Origin of the sequence: Cnuibacter sp. UC19_7 (genome assembly GCF_042699995.1) — a bacterium.
GTDB lineage: Bacteria > Actinomycetota > Actinomycetes > Actinomycetales > Microbacteriaceae > Cnuibacter.
This window is the reverse complement of the sequence record NZ_CP170560.1, coordinates 3208430-3225796: the sequence shown is the minus strand read 5'-3', so window position 1 is coordinate 3225796 and position 17367 is coordinate 3208430. Positions and strand designations below refer to the sequence as shown.

The 17367-nt window shown below is 70.8% G+C and carries 23 protein-coding genes and 1 pseudogene; 11 read left to right on the top strand and 13 right to left on the bottom strand.

Going from position 1 to position 17367, the window contains the following annotated elements; all coding sequences use genetic code 11:
• The first annotated feature begins 20 nt into the window (after nucleotides 1-20).
• Nucleotides 21-761 (top strand): Pr6Pr family membrane protein, encoded by a 741-nt coding sequence (locus ACFJGV_RS15410; protein ID WP_378144864.1) that lies wholly within the window; start codon nucleotides 21-23, stop codon nucleotides 759-761.
• On the opposite strand, the gene ACFJGV_RS15405 is transcribed toward ACFJGV_RS15410, so the two are convergent.
• From ACFJGV_RS15405 to ACFJGV_RS15390, 4 genes are read right to left on the bottom strand one after another with little or no spacing between them, the layout of a single operon-like run.
• The gene (locus ACFJGV_RS15405; RefSeq protein WP_378144863.1) at nucleotides 728-1849 is read right to left on the bottom strand and encodes a bifunctional 2-methylcitrate synthase/citrate synthase; all 1122 of its coding nucleotides are present in this window, start codon (nucleotides 1847-1849) and stop codon (nucleotides 728-730) included. The two genes, ACFJGV_RS15410 and ACFJGV_RS15405, sit on opposite strands and share 34 nt — an antisense overlap.
• A 2-nt stretch (nucleotides 1850-1851) precedes the next feature.
• The gene (gene prpB / locus ACFJGV_RS15400) at nucleotides 1852-2802 is read right to left on the bottom strand and encodes a methylisocitrate lyase (protein WP_378144862.1); all 951 of its coding nucleotides are present in this window, start codon (nucleotides 2800-2802) and stop codon (nucleotides 1852-1854) included.
• On the bottom strand, nucleotides 2802-4298 hold the full coding sequence (locus ACFJGV_RS15395) for an MmgE/PrpD family protein (protein WP_378144861.1): 1497 nt from the start codon (nucleotides 4296-4298) through the stop codon (nucleotides 2802-2804). The genes prpB and ACFJGV_RS15395 overlap by 1 nt, the downstream gene beginning before the upstream one ends.
• A complete protein-coding gene (locus ACFJGV_RS15390) occupies nucleotides 4295-4969 on the bottom strand; it encodes a GntR family transcriptional regulator (RefSeq protein ID WP_378144860.1) in 675 nt (224 codons plus the stop codon). The genes ACFJGV_RS15395 and ACFJGV_RS15390 overlap by 4 nt, the downstream gene beginning before the upstream one ends.
• Nucleotides 4970-5091: 122 nt before the next feature.
• Here ACFJGV_RS15390 and ACFJGV_RS15385 point away from each other — a divergent pair, with 122 nt between their 5' ends.
• Nucleotides 5092-5484 (top strand): DUF1304 domain-containing protein, encoded by a 393-nt coding sequence (locus ACFJGV_RS15385; RefSeq protein ID WP_378144859.1) that lies wholly within the window; start codon nucleotides 5092-5094, stop codon nucleotides 5482-5484.
• Here the strand turns inward: ACFJGV_RS15385 and ACFJGV_RS15380 are convergent.
• A complete protein-coding gene (locus ACFJGV_RS15380) occupies nucleotides 5468-5791 on the bottom strand; it encodes a helix-turn-helix domain-containing protein (RefSeq protein ID WP_378144858.1) in 324 nt (107 codons plus the stop codon). The genes ACFJGV_RS15385 and ACFJGV_RS15380 overlap by 17 nt on opposite strands.
• Nucleotides 5792-5837: 46 nt before the next feature.
• On the opposite strand from ACFJGV_RS15380, the gene map reads away from it, so the two are divergent.
• Nucleotides 5838-6632: a type I methionyl aminopeptidase gene (map, locus tag ACFJGV_RS15375; RefSeq protein WP_378144857.1), complete on the top strand. Its 795-nt coding sequence runs from the start codon at nucleotides 5838-5840 to the stop codon at nucleotides 6630-6632.
• A 217-nt stretch (nucleotides 6633-6849) separates the two neighbouring features.
• Entirely contained in the window at nucleotides 6850-7272 is a 423-nt protein-coding gene (locus ACFJGV_RS15370; protein ID WP_378144856.1) for an RbsD/FucU family protein, read from the top strand.
• Here ACFJGV_RS15370 and ACFJGV_RS15365 read toward each other — a convergent pair.
• Nucleotides 7269-7559 carry a hypothetical protein gene (locus ACFJGV_RS15365; protein WP_378144855.1) on the bottom strand — a complete coding sequence of 97 codons (291 nt, stop codon included), beginning with the start codon at nucleotides 7557-7559 and terminating at the stop codon, nucleotides 7269-7271. The genes ACFJGV_RS15370 and ACFJGV_RS15365 overlap by 4 nt on opposite strands.
• A gap of 257 nt (nucleotides 7560-7816) precedes the next feature.
• Here ACFJGV_RS15365 and ACFJGV_RS15360 point away from each other — a divergent pair, with 257 nt between their 5' ends.
• The 3 genes from ACFJGV_RS15360 (at nucleotide 7817) to ACFJGV_RS15350 (ending at nucleotide 10220) form a co-directional block, all read left to right on the top strand.
• Nucleotides 7817-8134: a hypothetical protein gene (locus ACFJGV_RS15360; protein WP_378144854.1), complete on the top strand. Its 318-nt coding sequence runs from the start codon at nucleotides 7817-7819 to the stop codon at nucleotides 8132-8134.
• Between the two features lie 73 nt (nucleotides 8135-8207).
• Nucleotides 8208-9374, top strand: a complete 1167-nt coding sequence (gene rlmC / locus ACFJGV_RS15355) for a 23S rRNA (uracil(747)-C(5))-methyltransferase RlmC (protein WP_378144853.1) — start codon at nucleotides 8208-8210, stop codon at nucleotides 9372-9374.
• A 9-nt stretch (nucleotides 9375-9383) separates the two neighbouring features.
• Nucleotides 9384-10220, top strand: coding sequence for a siderophore-interacting protein (locus ACFJGV_RS15350; RefSeq protein ID WP_378144852.1), 837 nt, complete (start codon nucleotides 9384-9386; stop codon nucleotides 10218-10220).
• Nucleotides 10221-10225: 5 nt separating this feature from the next.
• On the opposite strand, the gene ACFJGV_RS15345 is transcribed toward ACFJGV_RS15350, so the two are convergent.
• Complete coding sequence (locus ACFJGV_RS15345) at nucleotides 10226-11251, bottom strand: aldo/keto reductase (protein WP_378144851.1); 1026 nt, start codon at nucleotides 11249-11251, stop codon at nucleotides 10226-10228.
• 98 nt (nucleotides 11252-11349) lie between these two features.
• Here ACFJGV_RS15345 and ACFJGV_RS15340 point away from each other — a divergent pair.
• Together ACFJGV_RS15340 and ACFJGV_RS15335 are read left to right on the top strand one after the other, a co-directional pair.
• Nucleotides 11350-11544: pseudogene (locus ACFJGV_RS15340) on the top strand (helix-turn-helix domain-containing protein); the annotation flags it as partial.
• Nucleotides 11545-11568: 24 nt separating this feature from the next.
• On the top strand, nucleotides 11569-11955 hold the full coding sequence (locus ACFJGV_RS15335; RefSeq protein ID WP_378144850.1) for a hypothetical protein: 387 nt from the start codon (nucleotides 11569-11571) through the stop codon (nucleotides 11953-11955).
• 11 nt (nucleotides 11956-11966) lie between these two features.
• Here ACFJGV_RS15335 and ACFJGV_RS15330 read toward each other — a convergent pair whose 3' ends face one another.
• Both ACFJGV_RS15330 and ACFJGV_RS15325 read right to left on the bottom strand, forming a co-directional pair.
• Nucleotides 11967-12287, bottom strand: coding sequence for a type II toxin-antitoxin system RelE/ParE family toxin (locus ACFJGV_RS15330; RefSeq protein WP_378144849.1), 321 nt, complete (start codon nucleotides 12285-12287; stop codon nucleotides 11967-11969).
• Entirely contained in the window at nucleotides 12284-12520 is a 237-nt protein-coding gene (locus tag ACFJGV_RS15325) for a type II toxin-antitoxin system ParD family antitoxin (RefSeq protein ID WP_378144848.1), read from the bottom strand. Before ACFJGV_RS15325 ends, ACFJGV_RS15330 begins: the two co-directional genes overlap by 4 nt.
• An 88-nt stretch (nucleotides 12521-12608) precedes the next feature.
• Between ACFJGV_RS15325 and ACFJGV_RS15320 the strand changes: the two genes are divergently transcribed.
• The gene (locus tag ACFJGV_RS15320) at nucleotides 12609-12758 is read left to right on the top strand and encodes a hypothetical protein (protein WP_378144847.1); all 150 of its coding nucleotides are present in this window, start codon (nucleotides 12609-12611) and stop codon (nucleotides 12756-12758) included.
• Nucleotides 12759-12816: 58 nt separating this feature from the next.
• Entirely contained in the window at nucleotides 12817-13638 is an 822-nt protein-coding gene (locus ACFJGV_RS15315) for a hypothetical protein (RefSeq protein ID WP_378144846.1), read from the top strand.
• 45 nt (nucleotides 13639-13683) lie between these two features.
• On the opposite strand, the gene ACFJGV_RS15310 is transcribed toward ACFJGV_RS15315, so the two are convergent.
• From ACFJGV_RS15310 to ACFJGV_RS15295, 4 genes are all read right to left on the bottom strand, one after another.
• Nucleotides 13684-15066, bottom strand: a complete 1383-nt coding sequence (locus tag ACFJGV_RS15310; RefSeq protein ID WP_378144845.1) for a DUF998 domain-containing protein — start codon at nucleotides 15064-15066, stop codon at nucleotides 13684-13686.
• Nucleotides 15063-15431 carry a DUF86 domain-containing protein gene (locus ACFJGV_RS15305; RefSeq protein ID WP_378144844.1) on the bottom strand — a complete coding sequence of 123 codons (369 nt, stop codon included), beginning with the start codon at nucleotides 15429-15431 and terminating at the stop codon, nucleotides 15063-15065. Before ACFJGV_RS15305 ends, ACFJGV_RS15310 begins: the two co-directional genes overlap by 4 nt.
• Nucleotides 15428-15889, bottom strand: a complete 462-nt coding sequence (locus tag ACFJGV_RS15300) for a helix-turn-helix domain-containing protein (RefSeq protein WP_378144843.1) — start codon at nucleotides 15887-15889, stop codon at nucleotides 15428-15430. Before ACFJGV_RS15300 ends, ACFJGV_RS15305 begins: the two co-directional genes overlap by 4 nt.
• A gap of 132 nt (nucleotides 15890-16021) precedes the next feature.
• Entirely contained in the window at nucleotides 16022-17305 is a 1284-nt protein-coding gene (locus ACFJGV_RS15295) for a DUF445 domain-containing protein (protein WP_378144842.1), read from the bottom strand.
• Between the last annotated feature and the right edge of the window lie 62 nt (nucleotides 17306-17367).

Here is a 17367-nt window from a genome sequence, read left to right as displayed (position 1 = left end):
GAGCCGGGCAGGCTGGGAGGGTGATCGCCCGCGTCGCCACCGCGCTCCTGCGCCTGGCCGCCGTCGCGGTCACGGGATGGGCGCTCTGGTGGCGGGCGGACTGCGCCTTCGTGTACGGCACGTGCTCCATCCGGAACCTCGCGGCCTACTTCACGATCGAGAGCGCGATCCTGTTCGGGGTGGTCGCCCTCGTCTCGACCGTGTTCCTCGCGCGACGCGGTCCGGAGCCGGCGTGGCTCACCGGCGCACGCACCGTCGTGACGGCCTACGTCGCCGTCTCGGGCGGGGTGTTCGCCGTGCTGATGGGGCTCGCCGGCTACACCGGGAGCGAGTTCCTCGTGCCGATGTCGTCGCGCATCCTGCACTTCGTGCTGCCTGCGTTCGCGCTCGTCGACCTGCTCGTCGCACCGGGCTCTCCCGCCATGTCGCGCCGCCAGCGCGTGGCGCTCGCGCTCTCGGCGCTCGTCTTCCCCCTCGGTTGGACGGTCTTCACGTCGATCCGGGGTGTGCTCACCGACTGGTACCCGTACTTCTTCATCAGCCCGATCGCCGCGGGTGGCATCGGTGCGGTGATCGGCTACTGCTGCGCTCTGGCCGTCCTGCTGGTCGCCGTCGTGCTCTCGGTCGACGCCCTCCGACGCAGTTCCTCCTCGGGCTTTGTCCAGGTTTCCGTCGCAAATCCTCAATTCAGCGACGGAAACCTGGACAAAGCCGACAGGGCTGAGCGTCAGGAGAGGTGGCGCTCCTCCGGGCCGGAGTAGGCCGAGAGGGGGCGGATGAGGGCGTTGGCCGCCAGCTGCTCCATCACGTGCGCCGTCCACCCCGTCACGCGCGCCGCCACGAAGATCGGCGTGAAGGTGGCGGTGTCGAAGCCCATGAGGTTGTATGCCGGGCCCGAGGGGTAGTCGAGGTTGGGCTTGATGTTCTTCCGCGACACCATCGCCTCCTCGAGCGTCTCGTAGAGCTCGAGCATCTCGGGGCGGTCGTAGTACTGGACCAGGGTCTCGAGCGAGGCCTTCATCGTGGGCACGCGCGAGTCGCCGTTCTTGTAGACGCGGTGCCCGAAGCCCATGATTTTGCGCTTCTGCTCAAGCGCGTCCGACAGCCACGCCTCGGCGCGATCGGCGGTCCCGATCTCGTCGAAGACGTGCATCACGGCCTCGTTCGCCCCGCCGTGCAGCGGGCCCTTCAACGCACCGATCGCCGCCACCACGGCCGAGTACAGGTCCGACAGGGTCGAGGTCACCACGCGGGCGGTGAACGTCGACGCGTTGAACGAGTGCTCGGCGTACAGGATGCACGACACGTCGAACGCCTTCACGACCACCGAGTCCGGCACCTCCCCGAAGGTGACGTAGAGGAAGTTCTCGGCGTAGGAGAGGTCGTCGCGGGCCTCGACGACGTCGAGGCCGTGACGTCGGCGCTGGTCGTACGCGATGACGGCGGGCAGCGCGGCGTAGAGCCGCACGGCCTTCTCGAGGTTCGACGCCGGCGACGCGTCGTCGGCGGACGGGTCCTGCGCGCCGATCACGCTGACCGCCGTGCGCACGACGTCCATCGGATGCGCGGTAGTGGGCAGCAGGTCGATGACGGTCTTCACATCCGGATGCAGGGCACGCTGCGAGCGCTCCGCGGACGTGAACGCGGCCAGCTCGGCCTCGGTCGGCAGCTCGCCGTTCCAGAGCAGGTACGCGACCTGCTCGAACGTGCAGTGCGCGGCGAGCTCCTGCACGGGATAGCCGCGGTAGAGCAGCGAGTTGGTCTCGGGGTTCACCTTCGAGATGGTCGTCGTGTCGACGACGACCCCGGCGAGGCCCTTCCTGATCTCGGGGGCGGTGGTGTCGGTCATCGTCACTCCTTCGTGGATGCGGCGGGCGAGGCGGGCGAGGCCGTCCCGCCGAACTGCGTGGGCACAGTGAAATTGAACACCGAACCGTCGAAGGCGTTGTAGCCCTCGTAGTCGATGAGCTCGTACAGGCGGGCGCGGGTCTGCATGCCGGCAACCTCCGCCTTGAGGCTCCCCGACGCGGCGAGCTCGTCGAGGCCGCGCTCGGCGGCGCCCATCGCGATCCGGAGGAGCGAGACGGGGAAGATGACGAGGTTCACCCCGACGTCCTGGAGGTCCTGCACGCTGAACAGGTCGCTCTTCCCGAACTCGGTCATGTTCGCCAGGATCGGCACGTCGACGGCGGCACGGATCGCCGCGAACTCCTCCAGCGACGCCATCGCCTCGGGGAAGATCGCGTCGGCCCCCGCGTCGACGAGCGCGCGCGCCCGGTTCTGTGCCGACTCGAGCCCCTCGACCGCGCGCACGTCGGTGCGGGCCATGATCAGCAGGTTCGGGTCGCGGCGGGCGTCGGCGGCGGCGCGGATGCGCTTGAGCGCGGTGTCGAGGCCGACCACGGCCTTGCCGTCGAGGTGACCGCAGCGCTTCGGGTTCACCTGGTCCTCGATGTGGAGTCCGGCAACCCCGGCGTTCTCGAGCTCCTGCACCGTGCGCGCCACGTTCATCGGCTCGCCGAACCCGGTGTCGGCGTCGACGAGCGTGGGCAGCGAGGTCATGCGGCTGATCGCCGCCGCCCGTCCGGCGACCTCGGTGAGCGTGGTGAGCCCGATGTCGGGCAGACCCAGGTCGGCCGCGATGACGGCGCCCGAGATGTAGACGCCCTCGAAGCCCTTGTCCTCGATGAGGCGGGCCGAGAGCGGGTTGAAGGCCCCGGGCATCCGCTGGATGGTGCCCGAGGAGAGCGCGGCGCGGAAGTCGGCGCGGCGTTCTGCTGCGGTCTTCGTCGTGTACAGCATCAGAAGATCCCCTTCGAGGTCTCGGTGGCGATGTCGGCCGTGACGTTCAGACCGGAGAGCTCGGCGGCGGTCAGCGAAGGGAGGCGCTGAGCGACGTCGAGGAAGCGCTCGGTCTCGGCCTCCGCCAGCACGCCGGCGGCGAGGGTGCGGAACTTCTGCACGTAGTCGGCGCGGGCGAACGGCCGGGCGCCGAGCGGATGCGCGTCGGCGACCGCGATCTCGTCGACCACGCGGGTGCCGTCGGCGAGGTCGATCTCCACGCGCCCGCCGAAGGCCTTCTCGGCGGGGTCGAGCGAGTGGTACCGGCGGGTCCACTCGGCGTCCTCGGCCGTGGTGACCTTGTTCCAGAGCGCCACCGTCTCGGGGCGGCCGGCGCGGGCGGGGCTGTAGCTCTCGACGTGGTCCCAGACGCCGTCCTGCAGGGCGACCGTGAAGATGTACGGGATCGAGTGGTCGAGGGTCTCGCGGCTCGCGGTGGGGTCGTACTTCTGGGGGTCGTTCGCGCCCGATCCGATCACGTAGTGCGTGTGGTGGCTGGTGTGCAGCACGATGCGCTCGATGTTCGCGGGGTCGCGCAGCTCGGGACGCTGCGTGCCGAGACGGCGGGCGAGGTCGATCCACGCCTGCGCCTGGTACTCGGCCGAGTGCTCCTTCGTGTAGCTGTCGAGGATGGCGCGGCGCACCTCGCCCCACTCGGGCAGCGGCACCTCGTAGGCGGCGTCCGGACCGTCGAGGAGCCAGGCGATCACGCCGTCCTCGCCCTCGTAGATCGGGGTGGGGCTGGTCTGCCCGCGCATCGCGCGGTCGACAGCCTCGACGGCCATCTTGCCCGCGAAGGCCGGCGCGTACGCCTTCCAGGTGGAGATCTCGCCCTTGCGCGACTGACGCGTGGCGGTCGTGGTGTGGAGGGCCTGGCCGATGGCCTGGTAGATCGTGTCGACGTCGAGGCCGAGCAGCGTGCCGATGCCCGCCGCGGCGCTGGGCCCGAGATGGGCGACGTGATCGATCTTGTGCTTGTGCAGGCTGATCGCCTTGACCAGGTCGATCTGGACCTCGTAGCCGGTCACGATGCCGCGCAGCAGGTCGTCGCCGCTGCGGCCGGTGTGCTGCGCCACCGCGAGGATCGAGGGGATGTTGTCGCCCGGGTGCGAGTACTCCGCCGCGAGGAAGGTGTCGTGGTAGTCGAGCTCGCGCACGGCGACCCCGTTGGCCCACGCGGCCCACTCCGGACCGAAGGTGCCGGGCACGCCGAACACGGTCGACCCCGGGCTGTACGGATGTGCGAGCGCCTGAGAGCGCGCGGCCACGACCGATCCGCGGCTGAGCGACGCGACGGCGACCGAGGCGTTGTCGATGACGCGGTTGATCACCATGTCGGCGACCTCGGCGTCGACCTCGACCCGGTCGGTCGCGACCTGCGCGATCTTGTAGGCCAGCTGCTCCTCGCGGGGCAGTGCGTCGGAGGACGGGTGGACGCGGACGGAGTGGAGCTTCACTTCTGTTCTCGTTCCTGTAGGGGTCGGTCGTGGGCAGAGGCGGACGCGGTGAGGATGTTCTCGAGGCTCCGGTGGAGGTGGACGCGGGTCGCCGCGGCGGCGAGCTCCTCGTCGCCCGCCGAGATCGCCTCTGCGATGAGACGGTGCTCGGCCGCGGCGTCGCGCAGGCGGTCGGGGTTGTCGATGGCCAGGCGGCGGATGCGCGTGAGATGGGTACGGACGCCCTTCAAGGACGCGACGAGGAACACGTTGGCGGCGGCCGCGTCGAGGGCGTCGTCGAAGCGGGCGACGAGGTCGTAGTAGGCGTGCCGGGCGGGATCGGCGTCCTCGAGGAGGCTCACCGCATCCGCGAACTCGGCCGCGAGGTCGTGGAACCGTGCACGATCAGCGCTCCGCGCCGCCAGCCGAGCCGCCTTCTGCTCGAGGGCGTCGCGCGCCTCGAAGAGCTCGCGCGCCTCGTCGATCGAGACCGGCGTGACGACCAGGCCCCTCCCCGACTGCGCACCCACGAGCCCGTCGGCGGTGAGCGCCGCCAGCGCCGATCGCAGGGGGGTGCGCGAGACGCCGAGGCGCTCCGACTGCTCGATCTCGCCGAGCACGGTCCCGGGCGGCAGCTCCCAGTCGAGGATCTCGCGGCGGAGCGTTGCGTATGCGCGCTCGCTCGCCCTCATCCCTCGACCTCTCTGTATACACAGGAACGTATTCCGGCGTCGATCCTACCGCAGGACCGCCTCTCTGTATACAGAACGAGCGCCCCCGCCGAAGCCGACCGCACAGCGCTACCCTGCTGATCATGGTGCTCGCAGCTCAGATCGTCGCCGGAATCGCCGCTCTCCTCCACGTCATGTTCTTCGTCTTCGAGTCGGTGCTGTGGACGAAGCCGTCGATCTTCCCCCGCTTCGGCATCGCATCGCAGGAGCAGGCGAACACCACCAAGGCGATGGCCTACAACCAGGGGTTCTACAACCTCTTCCTGGCGATCGGCACGTTCATCGGCATCGCCCTGCTCGGCGGAGCCGGCGGCGCGGACCTGGTGATCGCGGGCAAGGCGATGATGCTGCTCACCACGGGCTCGATGGCGCTCGCCGGCGTCGTGCTGCTGACGACAGGCCGCCACTACCTCCGCGCGGCCGCGATCCAGTTCATCCCCGCCGCAGCGGGCTTCGTGCTCACGCTGTTCGCGTGAGCCGCTGAGCGCGGGCCCCTGCGCTCGCGGCCCCACTCCCCTCGTCCTCGTCGACGACCTCAACGCGCCGGCCGACCTCGACCCACACCGCGTCGAGCGAGAGGCCGAGCACGTCCGCGAGCGCGGCGATCGTCGAGAACGCGGGCGTCGCCACCCGGCCCGACTCGATCTTGCGCAGCGTCTCGGGCGACAGCCCCGCCTCCAGCGCCACCCGCAGCATCGAGCGCTCGCCGCGAGCGCGGCGGAGCAGCACACCGAGTCGTCGGCCGCGCTCGACCTCCTCGGGGGTGAGCGGGAGCCTGACCATGGTCCGATGATAGTACCGGGATAGTTTTACCGGTATTGTTCTCGGCATGATCGAGATCCTCTCCCCGGCACAGCTGGTCCGTGCCCGACGGACGGGCGCCCTGGTGGGCGACATCCTGCAGAGCCTGCGCGGGAGGAGCACGGTCGGCACGAACCTGCTCGACATCGACCGCTGGGCACGCGACCTCATCCTGGAGGCGGGCGCGGAGTCCTGCTACGTCGACTACGCCCCCTCCTTCGGCCGCGGGCCGTTCGGCCACTGGATCTGCACCGCGGTGAACGACGCCGTGCTCCATGGGAAGCCGCACGACCGCATCCTGGCCGACGGCGACCTCCTCACCCTCGACCTCGCCGTCACCCTCGACGGGGTCTCGGCGGATGCGGCGATCAGCTTCGTCGTCGGCGACGCCCGCCCCGCCGAGAGCCTCGCCCTCATCGAGGCCACCGAGCGCGCGCTCGCCGCGGGCATCGCCGCCGCGACCCCGGATGCTCGCATCGGCGACATCTCGCACGCCATCGGCACGGTCCTCATGGACGCGGGCTACCCCGTGAACCTCGAGTACGGCGGTCACGGCATCGGCACCACCATGCACCAGGACCCTCACGTGGCGAACGCCGGCCGCCCCGGGCGGGGGTACCGGCTCCGCCCCGGGTTGCTGCTCGCGCTCGAACCATGGGTGATGGCCGACACCGACCGCCTCATCACCGACGCCGACGGATGGACCCTCCGCAGCGCCACCGGCGCCCGCACCGCCCATACCGAGCACACGATCGCGATCACCTCAGACGGACCCGAGATCCTCACTCTTCCGAGTAGTGCAGACTCGGTGAACTCCCAGTAAAATAACGAACAGATAACTAGCGGGCCGTTACCGAACCGTTATATATTTCAAGAGCGTTAGTCGTTTGCTGTGGCGGCTACCGCGGAATGTGATTGCAGGACACTCTTGGTGCAAGGGAGAGGGCCCGTCGTTGCCTCTACGACGGGCCCTCAATCACGTTAAGGGCGCGGTTCCACGGCACGTTGATGCCGCACGCGGCGGACGGCAGGATGGGTTCGTGCTCAAAGGCGTGAACCCCCTCCTCTCCGGCGACCTGCTCAAGACCCTCGACGACATGGGGCACGGCGACGTGCTCGTGCTCGCGGACCGCAACTTCCCCGCCCACTCGAGCGGACGTCCGGTGATCCGCGTCAGCACGGGCGTCGTCGAGGCGGTCGAGGCCATCCTGAGCGTGTTCCCGCTCGACTCCTTCGTGGAGCAACCGCTCGGCAGGATGCAGATCGGCGACGATCCGGCCGCGACGAACGACACGCAGCTCGCCGTGCTCGAGTCGGCGAGGTCGCTCGACTCACACGCCGGCGACTTCGAGGTCGTGCCCCGCTTCGACGTGTACGACCGCGCCCGCCAGGCGTACGCCGTGGTGCAGACGATCGAGACCGCGCCCTACTGCGTGTTCCTGCTCACCAAGGGCGTCGCCTAGGGAGCCCGGCGGAGCGGGACGACCGCTGCCACCGTCCCCTCGGCAGTGGAGACCCCGTCGTCGAGCTCGAATCCCGACTGTGCCTCGGGGATGCGGCGGATGACGAGCTGGGTCGACGCCGACACGAGCACACCCGCCTCTCCTTCCTCATGGCGGAAGTCCACGAGGTCGCCTCCCGCTCTCACCGCCTCGACCACATCCGCGCGCAATCGCTGAGCTTGCGCGTCGTCGAGGATGAATCGCTGCTCGTGGATCATCACGAGGAAGGCCACCATGGGGTGCTCCACTCCGCGCCCCTTCGGCGGGGCACACCCGAGTCGACCCATGACGCGATCCGGATGGTCGTGGATTGACATCTGCACAAGGTCGTGCAGATGGCAAGGCCCCCCGAGTTCCGGCGGCGTCCGTGACTTGTCGGCACGAGGCACGTAACGTCGCTGACACGTCCATCCGGCCCGTCATCGACGGTCCCCGTAGTCGTCAAGACGCACCCACGCCTTGGTCTCCTCTCGAACCGAACTAGATAAAGGCAGGTGGTTCCATCATGGGTTTCCTTCACATCGGCCAGAACGGCTTCGCCGCGCAGATCGATGATCGAGCGCTCGCGCACCTCAAGGTCGTGATCCTCTCCGAGCTGCGCGAGGGTCACAGCCTCGCGTTCACGATGCAGCACACGCGCGATGAGGGCAGCGGCCGCGACACGTTCTGGATCAACCAGAGCACCGACCTCCGCTTCCAGTTCAACGGCAACCGCTCCCCGCAGCTCAACCGCGCATGGCTGAAGGAGCTGGCGGCGACCACCCGCGCGGGCACCGGGCTGTACCTGACGGAGGAGCCGCTCGGCAGGGCGGCGGCGGCCTGACGGTCGCACCGCATCCCGCGGCCGGCCGGCCTCGCGGGGTCGAGCGGGCCACCGCGACCTAGACTGTCCCTCCGTGCAGTGCTCCTACTTCGACGCCGGTCTCTGCCGCTCGTGCACGCTGCTGGACACGCCCTACGCGGAGCAGCTCACCTCGAAGCAGGCCCGCGTCGAGGAGCTGCTGGACGCCCACTCCCCTGAGTGGCTGTCGCCGATCGCCAGCCCCGAGCAGGGATTCCGCAACAAGGCGAAGATGGTCGTCGGGGGCACCGCAGCCGCACCGACGCTCGGCATCCTCGACGGGCGGGGCGAGGGCGTCGACATCCGCGGATGCGCGCTGCACCTCGCCCCCATCCACGATGCACTCCCCGTGCTCGCCCGCTTCATCACGCTCACGGGTCTGCAGCCGTACGACGTCCCGAGCCGCCGCGGCGACCTTAAGTACGTGCTCGTCACCGCGAACGCGGAGGGTGAGCTCCTGGTGCGCTTCGTCGTCCGGTCGGAGGACGTCGTGTCGCGGCTCCGGCGGCACCTCGCCGCCCTGCAGGAGACGCTGCCGAACGCCGTGGTCGTCACGGCCAACCTCCTTCCGGAGCACAAGGCGGTGACCGAGGGCGAGCGGGAGATCGTGCTCACGTCTCGCGACCGCCTGACCATGACGCTCGCCGGGATGCGGCTCGAGCTGCGCCCGCAGAGCTTCTTCCAGACGAACACCCCGGTCGCCGACCAGCTCTACACGCAGGCGCGGACGTGGGTCGACGAGCTGGGGCCCGCGTCCGTGTGGGACCTCTACTGCGGGGTCGGGGGGTTCGCACTCGCCTGCGCCGCCCCCGGCCGCGCCGTGCTCGGCGTCGAGACGAGTGTCGACGCCGTGCTGAGCGCCCGCGCGACCGCCCGCCGCGAGGGCCTCGACGACGTCCGCTTCGAGGCCGGCGACGCGACCGAGGCCGCGTTGCAGGCGCAGCCCGGCGAGCATCCGGATGTCGTCATCGTGAACCCGCCCCGGCGGGGCATCGGCGAGACGCTCGCCCGCTGGCTCGACGCCTCCGGGGTGCAGCACGTCGTGTACTCGAGCTGCAACCCGGTCACGCTCGTCCGTGATCTCGAGTGGATGCCCGGGTTCCGGATGCGACGGGCGCGCGCCCTCGACATGTTCCCCCACACCACTCATCTCGAGGTGGTCACCCTGCTCGAGCGCGTCGATTCGCCGGCGACTGACCGACCTCGGGTAAGGATGCCCTAACCTAGGCGGATGCCAGATCGCCAGCCCCGCGCCCCTCGCCCGCAGATCGTGATGGAGGTGCTCCGCCGCGAGCAGCTCTCCCCGCACCTCGTGCGCCTGCACCTCGGAGGGTCGGGCTTCGACGCGTTCGCACCCAACGGGTTCACCGACGCCTACGTGAAGATCCACTTCGCGAAGCCCTCCCTCGGGCTCGAGCCGCCGTACGACCTCGAGGCGCTCCGCGAGACGCTCGCGCCGGAGGACCTCCCCGTGCGACGCACCTACACGGTGCGGGCGGTCGACCCGGTCGAACGCTCCCTCGCGATCGACTTCGTGGTGCACGGCAGCGAGGGGATCGCGGGGCCCTGGGCCGACGCAGCACAACCGGGCGACCGAGTCGTCTTCGCGGGGCCGGGTGGCGCGTACCGCCCCGACCCCACCGCCGACTGGTACCTGTTCGCCGGCGACGAGTCGGCGCTGCCCGCCATGGCCGCCGCCCTCGAGTCGCTTCCCGACGACGCCCGCGGCGTCGCCCTCGTCGAGGTGCACGCCGCCGACGACGAGATCCCTGTCTCGCATCCGGAGGGGGTGGAGTTGCGGTGGCTCCACCGCGGATCCACCGTCGCGGCGGGCACCTCCACGGTGCTGCCGGATGCGGTCCGCGGCCTGGTGGGGCGCCCCGGCCGGGTTCAGGTCTTCGCCCACGGCGAGCGCGAGACGATGAAGGCGCTCCGCGACATCCTGTTCACGCAGTGGAGCCTGCCCCGGGCCGACGTGTCGCTCTCGGGCTATTGGGCGTACGGCCGCACGGAGGACCGCTTCCAGGCCGAGAAGCGCGAGCCCATCGGCCAGATCCTCCCCCGCTGACCGACCTACGAGGCGGCGCGGGTGGCGGCGGGGCGGCGGCGGAGCGCGGGGTCGCCCACCTCGGGGCCCCGGTAGACCATGTCCATCGCGCCGATGCTCTCGCCGGGTGGGACGATGGCGTCGATGCGGTCGAGCACCTCATCCGAGAGGCTCACGTCGAGCCCTGCGAGGGTGTCGTCGAGCTGCTCCATGGTCCGCGGACCGGCGATCGCCGCCGTGACACCCGGATGCGCGACGACGAACGCCATGGCGAGGTGAGTCAGCTTCACCCCGACCTCGTCGGAGAGGGCGATCAGCTGCTCCACCGCGGCGAGACGGCGTTCGTCGCGGAAGTGCTGCATCCCCGTGCGGGTCGACCGGAAGAGGTCGTTCTCCTGGCCCGCGCGGTACCGGCCGGTGAGGGTGCCTCCGGCGAGCGGGCTGTAGACGAGCGTCCCCATCCCGTACCGTTGCACCACCGGGAGGATCTCGCGCTCGATCTCGCGATCGAGGATCGAGTAGTTCGGCTGCTCGGTGCGGAACCGCTCGAAGCCGCGCCGTTCCGACATCCACTGGGCCTCGACGATCTCGGACCCGCGCATCGACGAGCTGCCGATCGCCCGCACCTTGCCCTGGCGCACGAGGTCGGTGAGCGCGGACAGGGTCTCGTCGATATCGGTGCTCGGATCGGGTCGGTGCAGCTGGTAGAGATCGATGTGGTCGGTCTGCAGTCGCGTCAGCGAGCGCTCGACCGCCTCGACGATCCACCGACGGGAGGCGCCGCGGTGGTTGAGGTCGTCGTCGACCGGGCCCCAGAACTTCGTGGCGAGCACGACCTGGTCACGCCGGCCCTTCAGCGCCTCGCCGACGACCTCCTCCGAGTCTCCATAGCGGTCGGCGGTGTCGACGAGGTTGATGCCGGCGTCGAGCGCGCGGTGGATGATCCGGATGCCCTCGGACCGGTCGGGGTTGCCGAGCGAGCCCAGCATCATCGCGCCGAGCGCGTAGGGGCTGACGGTGATGCCGGTGCGGCCGAGTGTGCGGTACTGCATGTGTGTGATCTCCTCGTGTCGTAGGATCGACGTAAGCGGAACATCGCTCCTGTTATCGGACACACTAAGCGGAACAGCGTTCCGTTTCAAGGGGGTGCATCCATCTGTCCTCACCTGAACCGCTCGCACGACCCCGTCGCGCCGATGCGCGGCAGAACGTCGACGCCCTCCTGGAGGCGGCGAAGGAGGTCTTCGCCGAGTCCGGTGTCGACGCACCCGTCCGCACCATCGCGGGCCGCGCGGGTGTCGGAGTCGGCACCCTGTACCGGCACTTCCCGCTGCGGTCCGACCTCATCTCCGCCGTCTTCCGGCGCGAGATGGATGCGTGCGTCGACGCCGCCGACGACCTCGCCGCCACCCATCCGGCGAGCGAGGCGCTCGACCTCTGGGTGATCCGGTACACGCAGTTCGTCGCGACCAAGCGCGGCCTCTCCGCCGCGCTGCACTCCGGGGATGCGGCCTACGAGCCTCTCGCCGTGTACTTCTCCACCCGGCTCGCGCCCACCTTCGCGCGCCTCGCCGCCGCGGCGCGCGCAGCCGGCGACCCCGTCGCCGACGTCGACCCGGAGGAGCTCCTGGGCGCGGTCTCCCACCTCTGCTCCGGCGGCGCGAACCAGGACGCGGCGGCCTCCGGCCGCGCCGAGCGCATGGTCCGTCTGCTGCTCGCCGGCCTGCGCGCGCCCGCCGCCCCGCGTGCGAGCTGAGCGCCCCGGCATCAGTCTCCGAACAGCTCCGCGGGGAGGTCTCGAGTGGAGCGCAGGACCCGGTGGATGCGGACCGCGTCTGCGTCGTCGGCAGAGAAGAGGATGAACGGGAACCGCTTCAGCGCCACGCTGCGCAACTCGAGGATCCCGGTCTCGGCTGCGTGGCGCGCGGACCCGATCGAAGGATGCGTCGACAGCAGATCGCGCGCGTCGCGCAGCATGTCGATGAGGTCGGACGCGGCGTCTCGGGCGTCGGCCTCGAGATAGCCCTCGAGCGCCCGGGTGATGTCCTCATCCGCCCGCCGGGTGGTGACGACGCGGCGGGCGGTCACGCCGCGTGGCCCGGAGCTTCCCGCGCCCGATCGCGGAGTCGGTCGAAGTAGCCGTCGTCGAGCACGGAGCCCTCACCCGAACCCATGCCGTCGATGACCAGCTCACGGAGTCGAGCGCGCGCCTGCTCGCGCCTGATCAACTCGCGCACGAACTCGCTGCTCGTGCCGTAGCCGCGCTCCGCCACCTGCGACTCGACGAACTCCTTCAACGAGTCGGGTAGGGATACGTTCATCGTCGCCATCCCCCGAGGATGTCGCCTATGGCAAACCTTGTCATCGAATTCGGGGTGGGGGTCCGACCACGGCGGGTAGCATGGCCGGGTGAGCGATCCGTTCGAGCCGAAGCAGGGACCCGGGGACGACAAGGGGAAGCCGTCGAACACGCGCATCGCCATCTGGATCGGCGTGTCCGCGGTCGCGCTGTACTTCATCGGCACCGGCGTCTACGGGATCCTGACGAACGGCAACTGACGGGCGCGCATCCTCTGCGGCGACGCGGCGGTCGCGTGATCGAGGGGGATCGAGACTGATGGAGACCGCCTTCACTCTGGGCAGCCTCGGCGTGGGGCTCCTGCTGCTGGCGGTCGCCGTCATCCTGCGGCTCTGGTCACTGCCGCGATGGCCCTCAGTCGGCACCCCGCACCCTGCGGACGGCGGACCCCGGATCAGCGCGACAGCCCGGGCGATCCTCGTCGGGCGGCCGAGACGCGCCGCCGCCGCCGCGCTCGTCGACCTCGAGGCTCACGACGCCGTCACCATCCGGCGCCCCGATCGGGGGCGGATGCCGGAGGTGCGGATCCGCGACATCGAACGTGTGGGGGCGGATGCCCACCTCATCCTCGGCGGATACCTCGCCACCGGATCGACGCGATCGTCTGCACTGTGGTCGGCGATCGACATGGTCGGTGAGACCCTGGTGCGCAAGGGCCTGACGGGTCGGATCGTCCGCTGGCCCGTGATGGTCCTCGTCCCGATCGCGATCATCGCGCTCATCCTGACGGCGTTCGTCCTCATCCTCGTCGCGCCCAGCACGGCGGCGTGGGCAGCGGCGGCCGGGGCGGCCGCCATCCTGGCCTCCATCCTCGTCGTGCCGACGCGCATCCAACGGCCTACCCCGGCCGCCGCGCCCCTCCTCGCCGCACTTCGCCCGAGAAGGGACGCGGCGCGCGGCGGCGACCCCTCCGCCAGCGCCGAGGACATCGTGCTCTTCGCCGGCGTCGACCGACTCCGACAGGTCGCCGTCGGGCCTGACGAGGTCGATCTCCGCCGAGTGGTGAATGCCGCCGACCCCGGGGCCCGGCGCGGTCGCATCGTCACGGCGACGATCGACTTCCTCACCTCGTGGCCCTGAGACCGGGCGTTGACACCGCGTGACGGGGCATCTCGCCTCCAGGCTCTAGCCTCGGGCGAGGGTGGCGGTGAGCAGTTGCTCGATGAGGTCGGTGGAGTAGCCGTCGGGGTTCGTGAGGCCCTCCTCCTCGTACCAGGACTCGTCGGCCTCCGGATGCGGCCCGGCGACACCCACCCGCCCGGCACCGTAGGGCGCGACCACCACGGCGGGCACCCCGTCGGGGTAGGTGGCGAGCACGTCGACATCGGCGTCCGCGTCGAGGTCGAAACCGGGCCCGTCCTGGAAGTACACCCAGCGCTGCGTCCCGCCCCAGGTGAGCGGGATCACCGTGTCGCGGTCGTCCGGGACGGTGGAACCGGGCGATCCCGCCCACCCGAAGGTGTCGCCGGGCAGCAGATCGAAGCCGGGGTCTCGCCCGGCGAGGTAGGCGCCGAAGCAGAGCCCGAGGTACGAGCCGCCTCCGTGGACCCAGTCGCGCACGGCCTCGGCCTGAGGCTCGAGGTCGTCCCAGGTCGCCCCCAGGTCGGCACCGCCGCCGGGCTGCACGTAGAGCTGAGCCTCGCCGAGCACCTCCGCGGTGAGGTCGGTGCCGGTGCCCGGCCCGACGAACTCGACGCGGAACGGATGCGACCCGCTCTCGAGCACCTCGGCGATCGCCGGGGCGCACTCGGGGCAGCCCTGCGGCCCGTCGTAGACGAGCGCCAGCGGCAGGGTGTCGCTCGGCGCGGGGTCCGCCGTCGGGGCCGCGCATCCGGCCGCGCCCACCATGAACGCGGCAGCGAGCGCACCGGCGGTCAGCACCCGCCGGGCCGCCGATCGGATGCGGAGCGACACGGGCGGGCTCAGCCGGCCACGACGAGGCCGAAGCCGAGCACGAGGAACCACGCGATGAAGCCGAGATAGATCGAGCCGCTCGCTGACGCCGAACACGCGCCGCAGCGGGGTGAAGAACCCGAGGATCACGCCCGCGGAGCCGACCGCCATGACGATCGCGCAGCCGGTGCTGAGACCGGCGAGCTGCGGATGCCCGCCGTCGTGGAGGGCTCCGCCGGCCAGGAAGCCGGCCGCCGTGACGGAGGCGAACGCGCCGATCGCGAGGAGGTTGTGCGCTCGACCGCGGCGGGTGCGCGGTGCGTCGGGCGCATCCATGGGCACGAACGGGATGATCGCTCGCGAGACGGCGAACACGACGAGCAGCACCACGGCGGCGATCGCGCCGAGCGGCGCCAGCGCGAGCACACCCCCGACCCCGGCGAGCGCCGCCCCGAGCGCGGCGACGAGGTATCCGGCACGGAAGCGCGTGATCCCGTACTGACTGACCGGGTCGATCCACGGCCGCAGCCCCGTGGGCACCACGTGCAGCACGACGAGACTCGCGAGCGTGATGAGGGCACCCGCGATCAGCAGCAGCGCCCCCACCCCGATCATGCCCTGAGCCTATCGGTCGCCGTCCCGCTCCCGACAGCGAGAGCAGAGACCACGATCGGGAACTGCACCGCGACGGCCTGCCAGAGGATCTCGTCGTCGGTGCCGTCGTAGTCGTGGGCGATGAAGTTCCTGACGGCGCGGATGCCGCGCCAGTCCACGTCCGCGCCCGCCTCACGGTACGACTGGGGCAGGCGGTCGGCGGCCGCGGAGAGGTCGATCACGAGCGATCGGGCGATGCGGCGCTGGTCGTCGTCGTCCGGGTCGAGGAAACAGTCCCGCCCACGGGCGACCACCCGCCGCGCACTCACAGCGAACCGCTCGATGTCGGCGAGGATCGCCGGCACCCGCTCGAGATCGTCGTTCACAGGGCGACCGCTTCGGCGCGGATGCGATCCATCACCGGCCCGGTGCCCCGATCCGAGACCACGTCGACTGGCACGGCGAGGAGCTCCGAGACCTCGGCCATGAAGCCGGCGAGGTCGAAGACGGACGCGTCGGGTCGCGGATGCACGAGCAGGTCGACGTCGGATCCGGGCGTCGTCTCGCCTCGGGCGACCGATCCGAAGACGCGGACGTCCTCGAGCCTCCGCGCCTCCGCGAGCTGCAGGATGGGATCGCGCAGCAGTCGGAGCCTCTCGATCGTGGGCACGAGCAGCACTTCGTCGAGGCGCGCCAGGGTCTCGGCCGAAGGCCGGCGCCGCCCCGTCTCGTAGGCCGCTATGTTCGGCTGGGGCACGCCGGACCGCGCGGCGAGCTCGCGCTGGGTCATCGCGACCTCGAGCCTGCGCTGGCGCAGCGTCGCTCCGGTGGGTGCGTCCTCCATGGCGATGATGATAGCGCGGCGCTATCATCATCGGTGCCTCTCTGCTTCTGCTGCCTCTGTGGCCCGCGCCTCCGCGGCGCGACGGGGGCAGGCGGGTCAGGCGACTCGGGCGGGTCAGGCGACTCGGGCGGGTCAGGCGAGGAGGGCGTGCACGGCCGTGGCGATCGCGTAGATGCCGATGCCCGCGATGGCGCCCACCACGGTGCCGTTGATGCGGATGAACTGGAGGTCGCGGCCCACCTGGAGCTCGATCTTCTGCGTGGTCTCGCGGGCGTCCCAACGCTGGACGGTGTCGCTGATCACGGAGGCGAGGTCGTGGCGGTACTTCTGCACGGCGTAGCCGGCGGCGTCGGCGATCCAGCTGTCGATCTTCGCCGCCAGGGTGCGGTCGCTCGAGAAGCGCACGCCGATGTCGACCAGCGCCGACCTCGCCGCCGAGCGCAGCTCGCTCGACGGATCGGCGAGCGCTTCGGCCAGCGTCGCCTTGACCGCGTCCCAGAAGCGGCCGGCGAACGATCGCAGACGCGGACTCTCGAGGAACTCCGCCTTGATCTCCTCGACCCGGGTGGCCATCGCGGGGTCGTGCTCGAGCCGGTCGGTGAGGTCGACCAGATAGCCGTCGATCGCCATCCGCAGCGGATGCTCCGGGTCGTCGCGCACCGCGTGCAGCAACCCGATCACCTCGCGGTGCGCGCGATCGTCGGCGAAGTCGCCCAGGAACCCGGGAACCCACCGCGGCAGGCGTGTCGAGACGACGCGACCCAGCGCATCCGGATGGTCTGTGAGCCAGGTCTCGGCGGCATCGACCAGGGCGTCGACGATCGCGCGCTGCTGGTCGGCGGCGACGAGCTCGGCTCCGACTCGGCCGAGGGTGGGCGCCCACTCGCGATCGAAGAGGTGCTGCCGGGCGAGCCGCTCGATGAGGTTCTCGACGTCGTCGTCGCTGAGGAAGCGCAGGATGCCCTGCGCCATGACCGCCCCCTCGGCGCTCGCCCGCTCGGCGTTCGCGGGGTCGGAGAGCCACGCACCCACGCGCTCGGCCACGCTGAAGGTCGCGAGCTTCGAGCGCACCACCTCGTCGGAGAGGAAGTTCTGCTCGACGAAGTCGCCGAGGCTGGCGCCGATCTCGTCCTTGCGGCTCGGAATGATCGCGGTGTGCGGGATCCGGAGACCCAGCGGATGCCGGAACAGCGCGGTCACCGCGAACCAGTCCGCGAGCGCACCCACCATCGCGCCCTCCGCGGCCGCGCGCACGTAGCCGAGCCACGCGTACCGATCCTCCAGGGCGAACGCCACCGCGAAGACGACGGCCGCGATGACGAGGAGCGCCGTCGCGAGCGCCTTCATACGCCGGAGCGCGGCCCGCCGCTCGAGGTCGGCCTCGCCGAGGAGGGTGTCGCGCATGGTGGTGGTCATCGTGCTCCTCCCGAACGCCGCTCTCCCACCGTAGACACGACCGCCCGCCGAGCGGCGCGCGC

Bases quoted from the DNA above. Each gene is read 5' to 3' on its own strand.
- ACFJGV_RS15310 (WP_378144845.1), bottom strand. From the start codon at position 15,066: ATGATCGGGGTGGGGGCGCTGCTGCTGATCGCGGGTGCCCTCATCACG.
- prpB (WP_378144862.1), bottom strand. From the start codon at position 2,802: ATGCTGTACACGACGAAGACCGCAGCAGAACGCCGCGCCGACTTCCGC.
- ACFJGV_RS15300 (WP_378144843.1), bottom strand. From the start codon at position 15,889: ATGGAGGACGCACCCACCGGAGCGACGCTGCGCCAGCGCAGGCTCGAG.
- map (WP_378144857.1), top strand. From the start codon at position 5,838: ATGATCGAGATCCTCTCCCCGGCACAGCTGGTCCGTGCCCGACGGACG.
- ACFJGV_RS15390 (WP_378144860.1), bottom strand. From the start codon at position 4,969: ATGAGGGCGAGCGAGCGCGCATACGCAACGCTCCGCCGCGAGATCCTC.
- ACFJGV_RS15350 (WP_378144852.1), top strand. From the start codon at position 9,384: ATGCCAGATCGCCAGCCCCGCGCCCCTCGCCCGCAGATCGTGATGGAG.
- ACFJGV_RS15335 (WP_378144850.1), top strand. From the start codon at position 11,569: ATGGATGCGTGCGTCGACGCCGCCGACGACCTCGCCGCCACCCATCCG.
- ACFJGV_RS15295 (WP_378144842.1), bottom strand. From the start codon at position 17,305: ATGACCACCACCATGCGCGACACCCTCCTCGGCGAGGCCGACCTCGAG.
- ACFJGV_RS15315 (WP_378144846.1), top strand. From the start codon at position 12,817: ATGGAGACCGCCTTCACTCTGGGCAGCCTCGGCGTGGGGCTCCTGCTG.
- ACFJGV_RS15360 (WP_378144854.1), top strand. From the start codon at position 7,817: ATGGGTTTCCTTCACATCGGCCAGAACGGCTTCGCCGCGCAGATCGAT.
- ACFJGV_RS15380 (WP_378144858.1), bottom strand. From the start codon at position 5,791: ATGGTCAGGCTCCCGCTCACCCCCGAGGAGGTCGAGCGCGGCCGACGA.
- ACFJGV_RS15325 (WP_378144848.1), bottom strand. From the start codon at position 12,520: ATGAACGTATCCCTACCCGACTCGTTGAAGGAGTTCGTCGAGTCGCAG.
- ACFJGV_RS15405 (WP_378144863.1), bottom strand. From the start codon at position 1,849: ATGACCGACACCACCGCCCCCGAGATCAGGAAGGGCCTCGCCGGGGTC.
- ACFJGV_RS15385 (WP_378144859.1), top strand. From the start codon at position 5,092: ATGGTGCTCGCAGCTCAGATCGTCGCCGGAATCGCCGCTCTCCTCCAC.
- ACFJGV_RS15345 (WP_378144851.1), bottom strand. From the start codon at position 11,251: ATGCAGTACCGCACACTCGGCCGCACCGGCATCACCGTCAGCCCCTAC.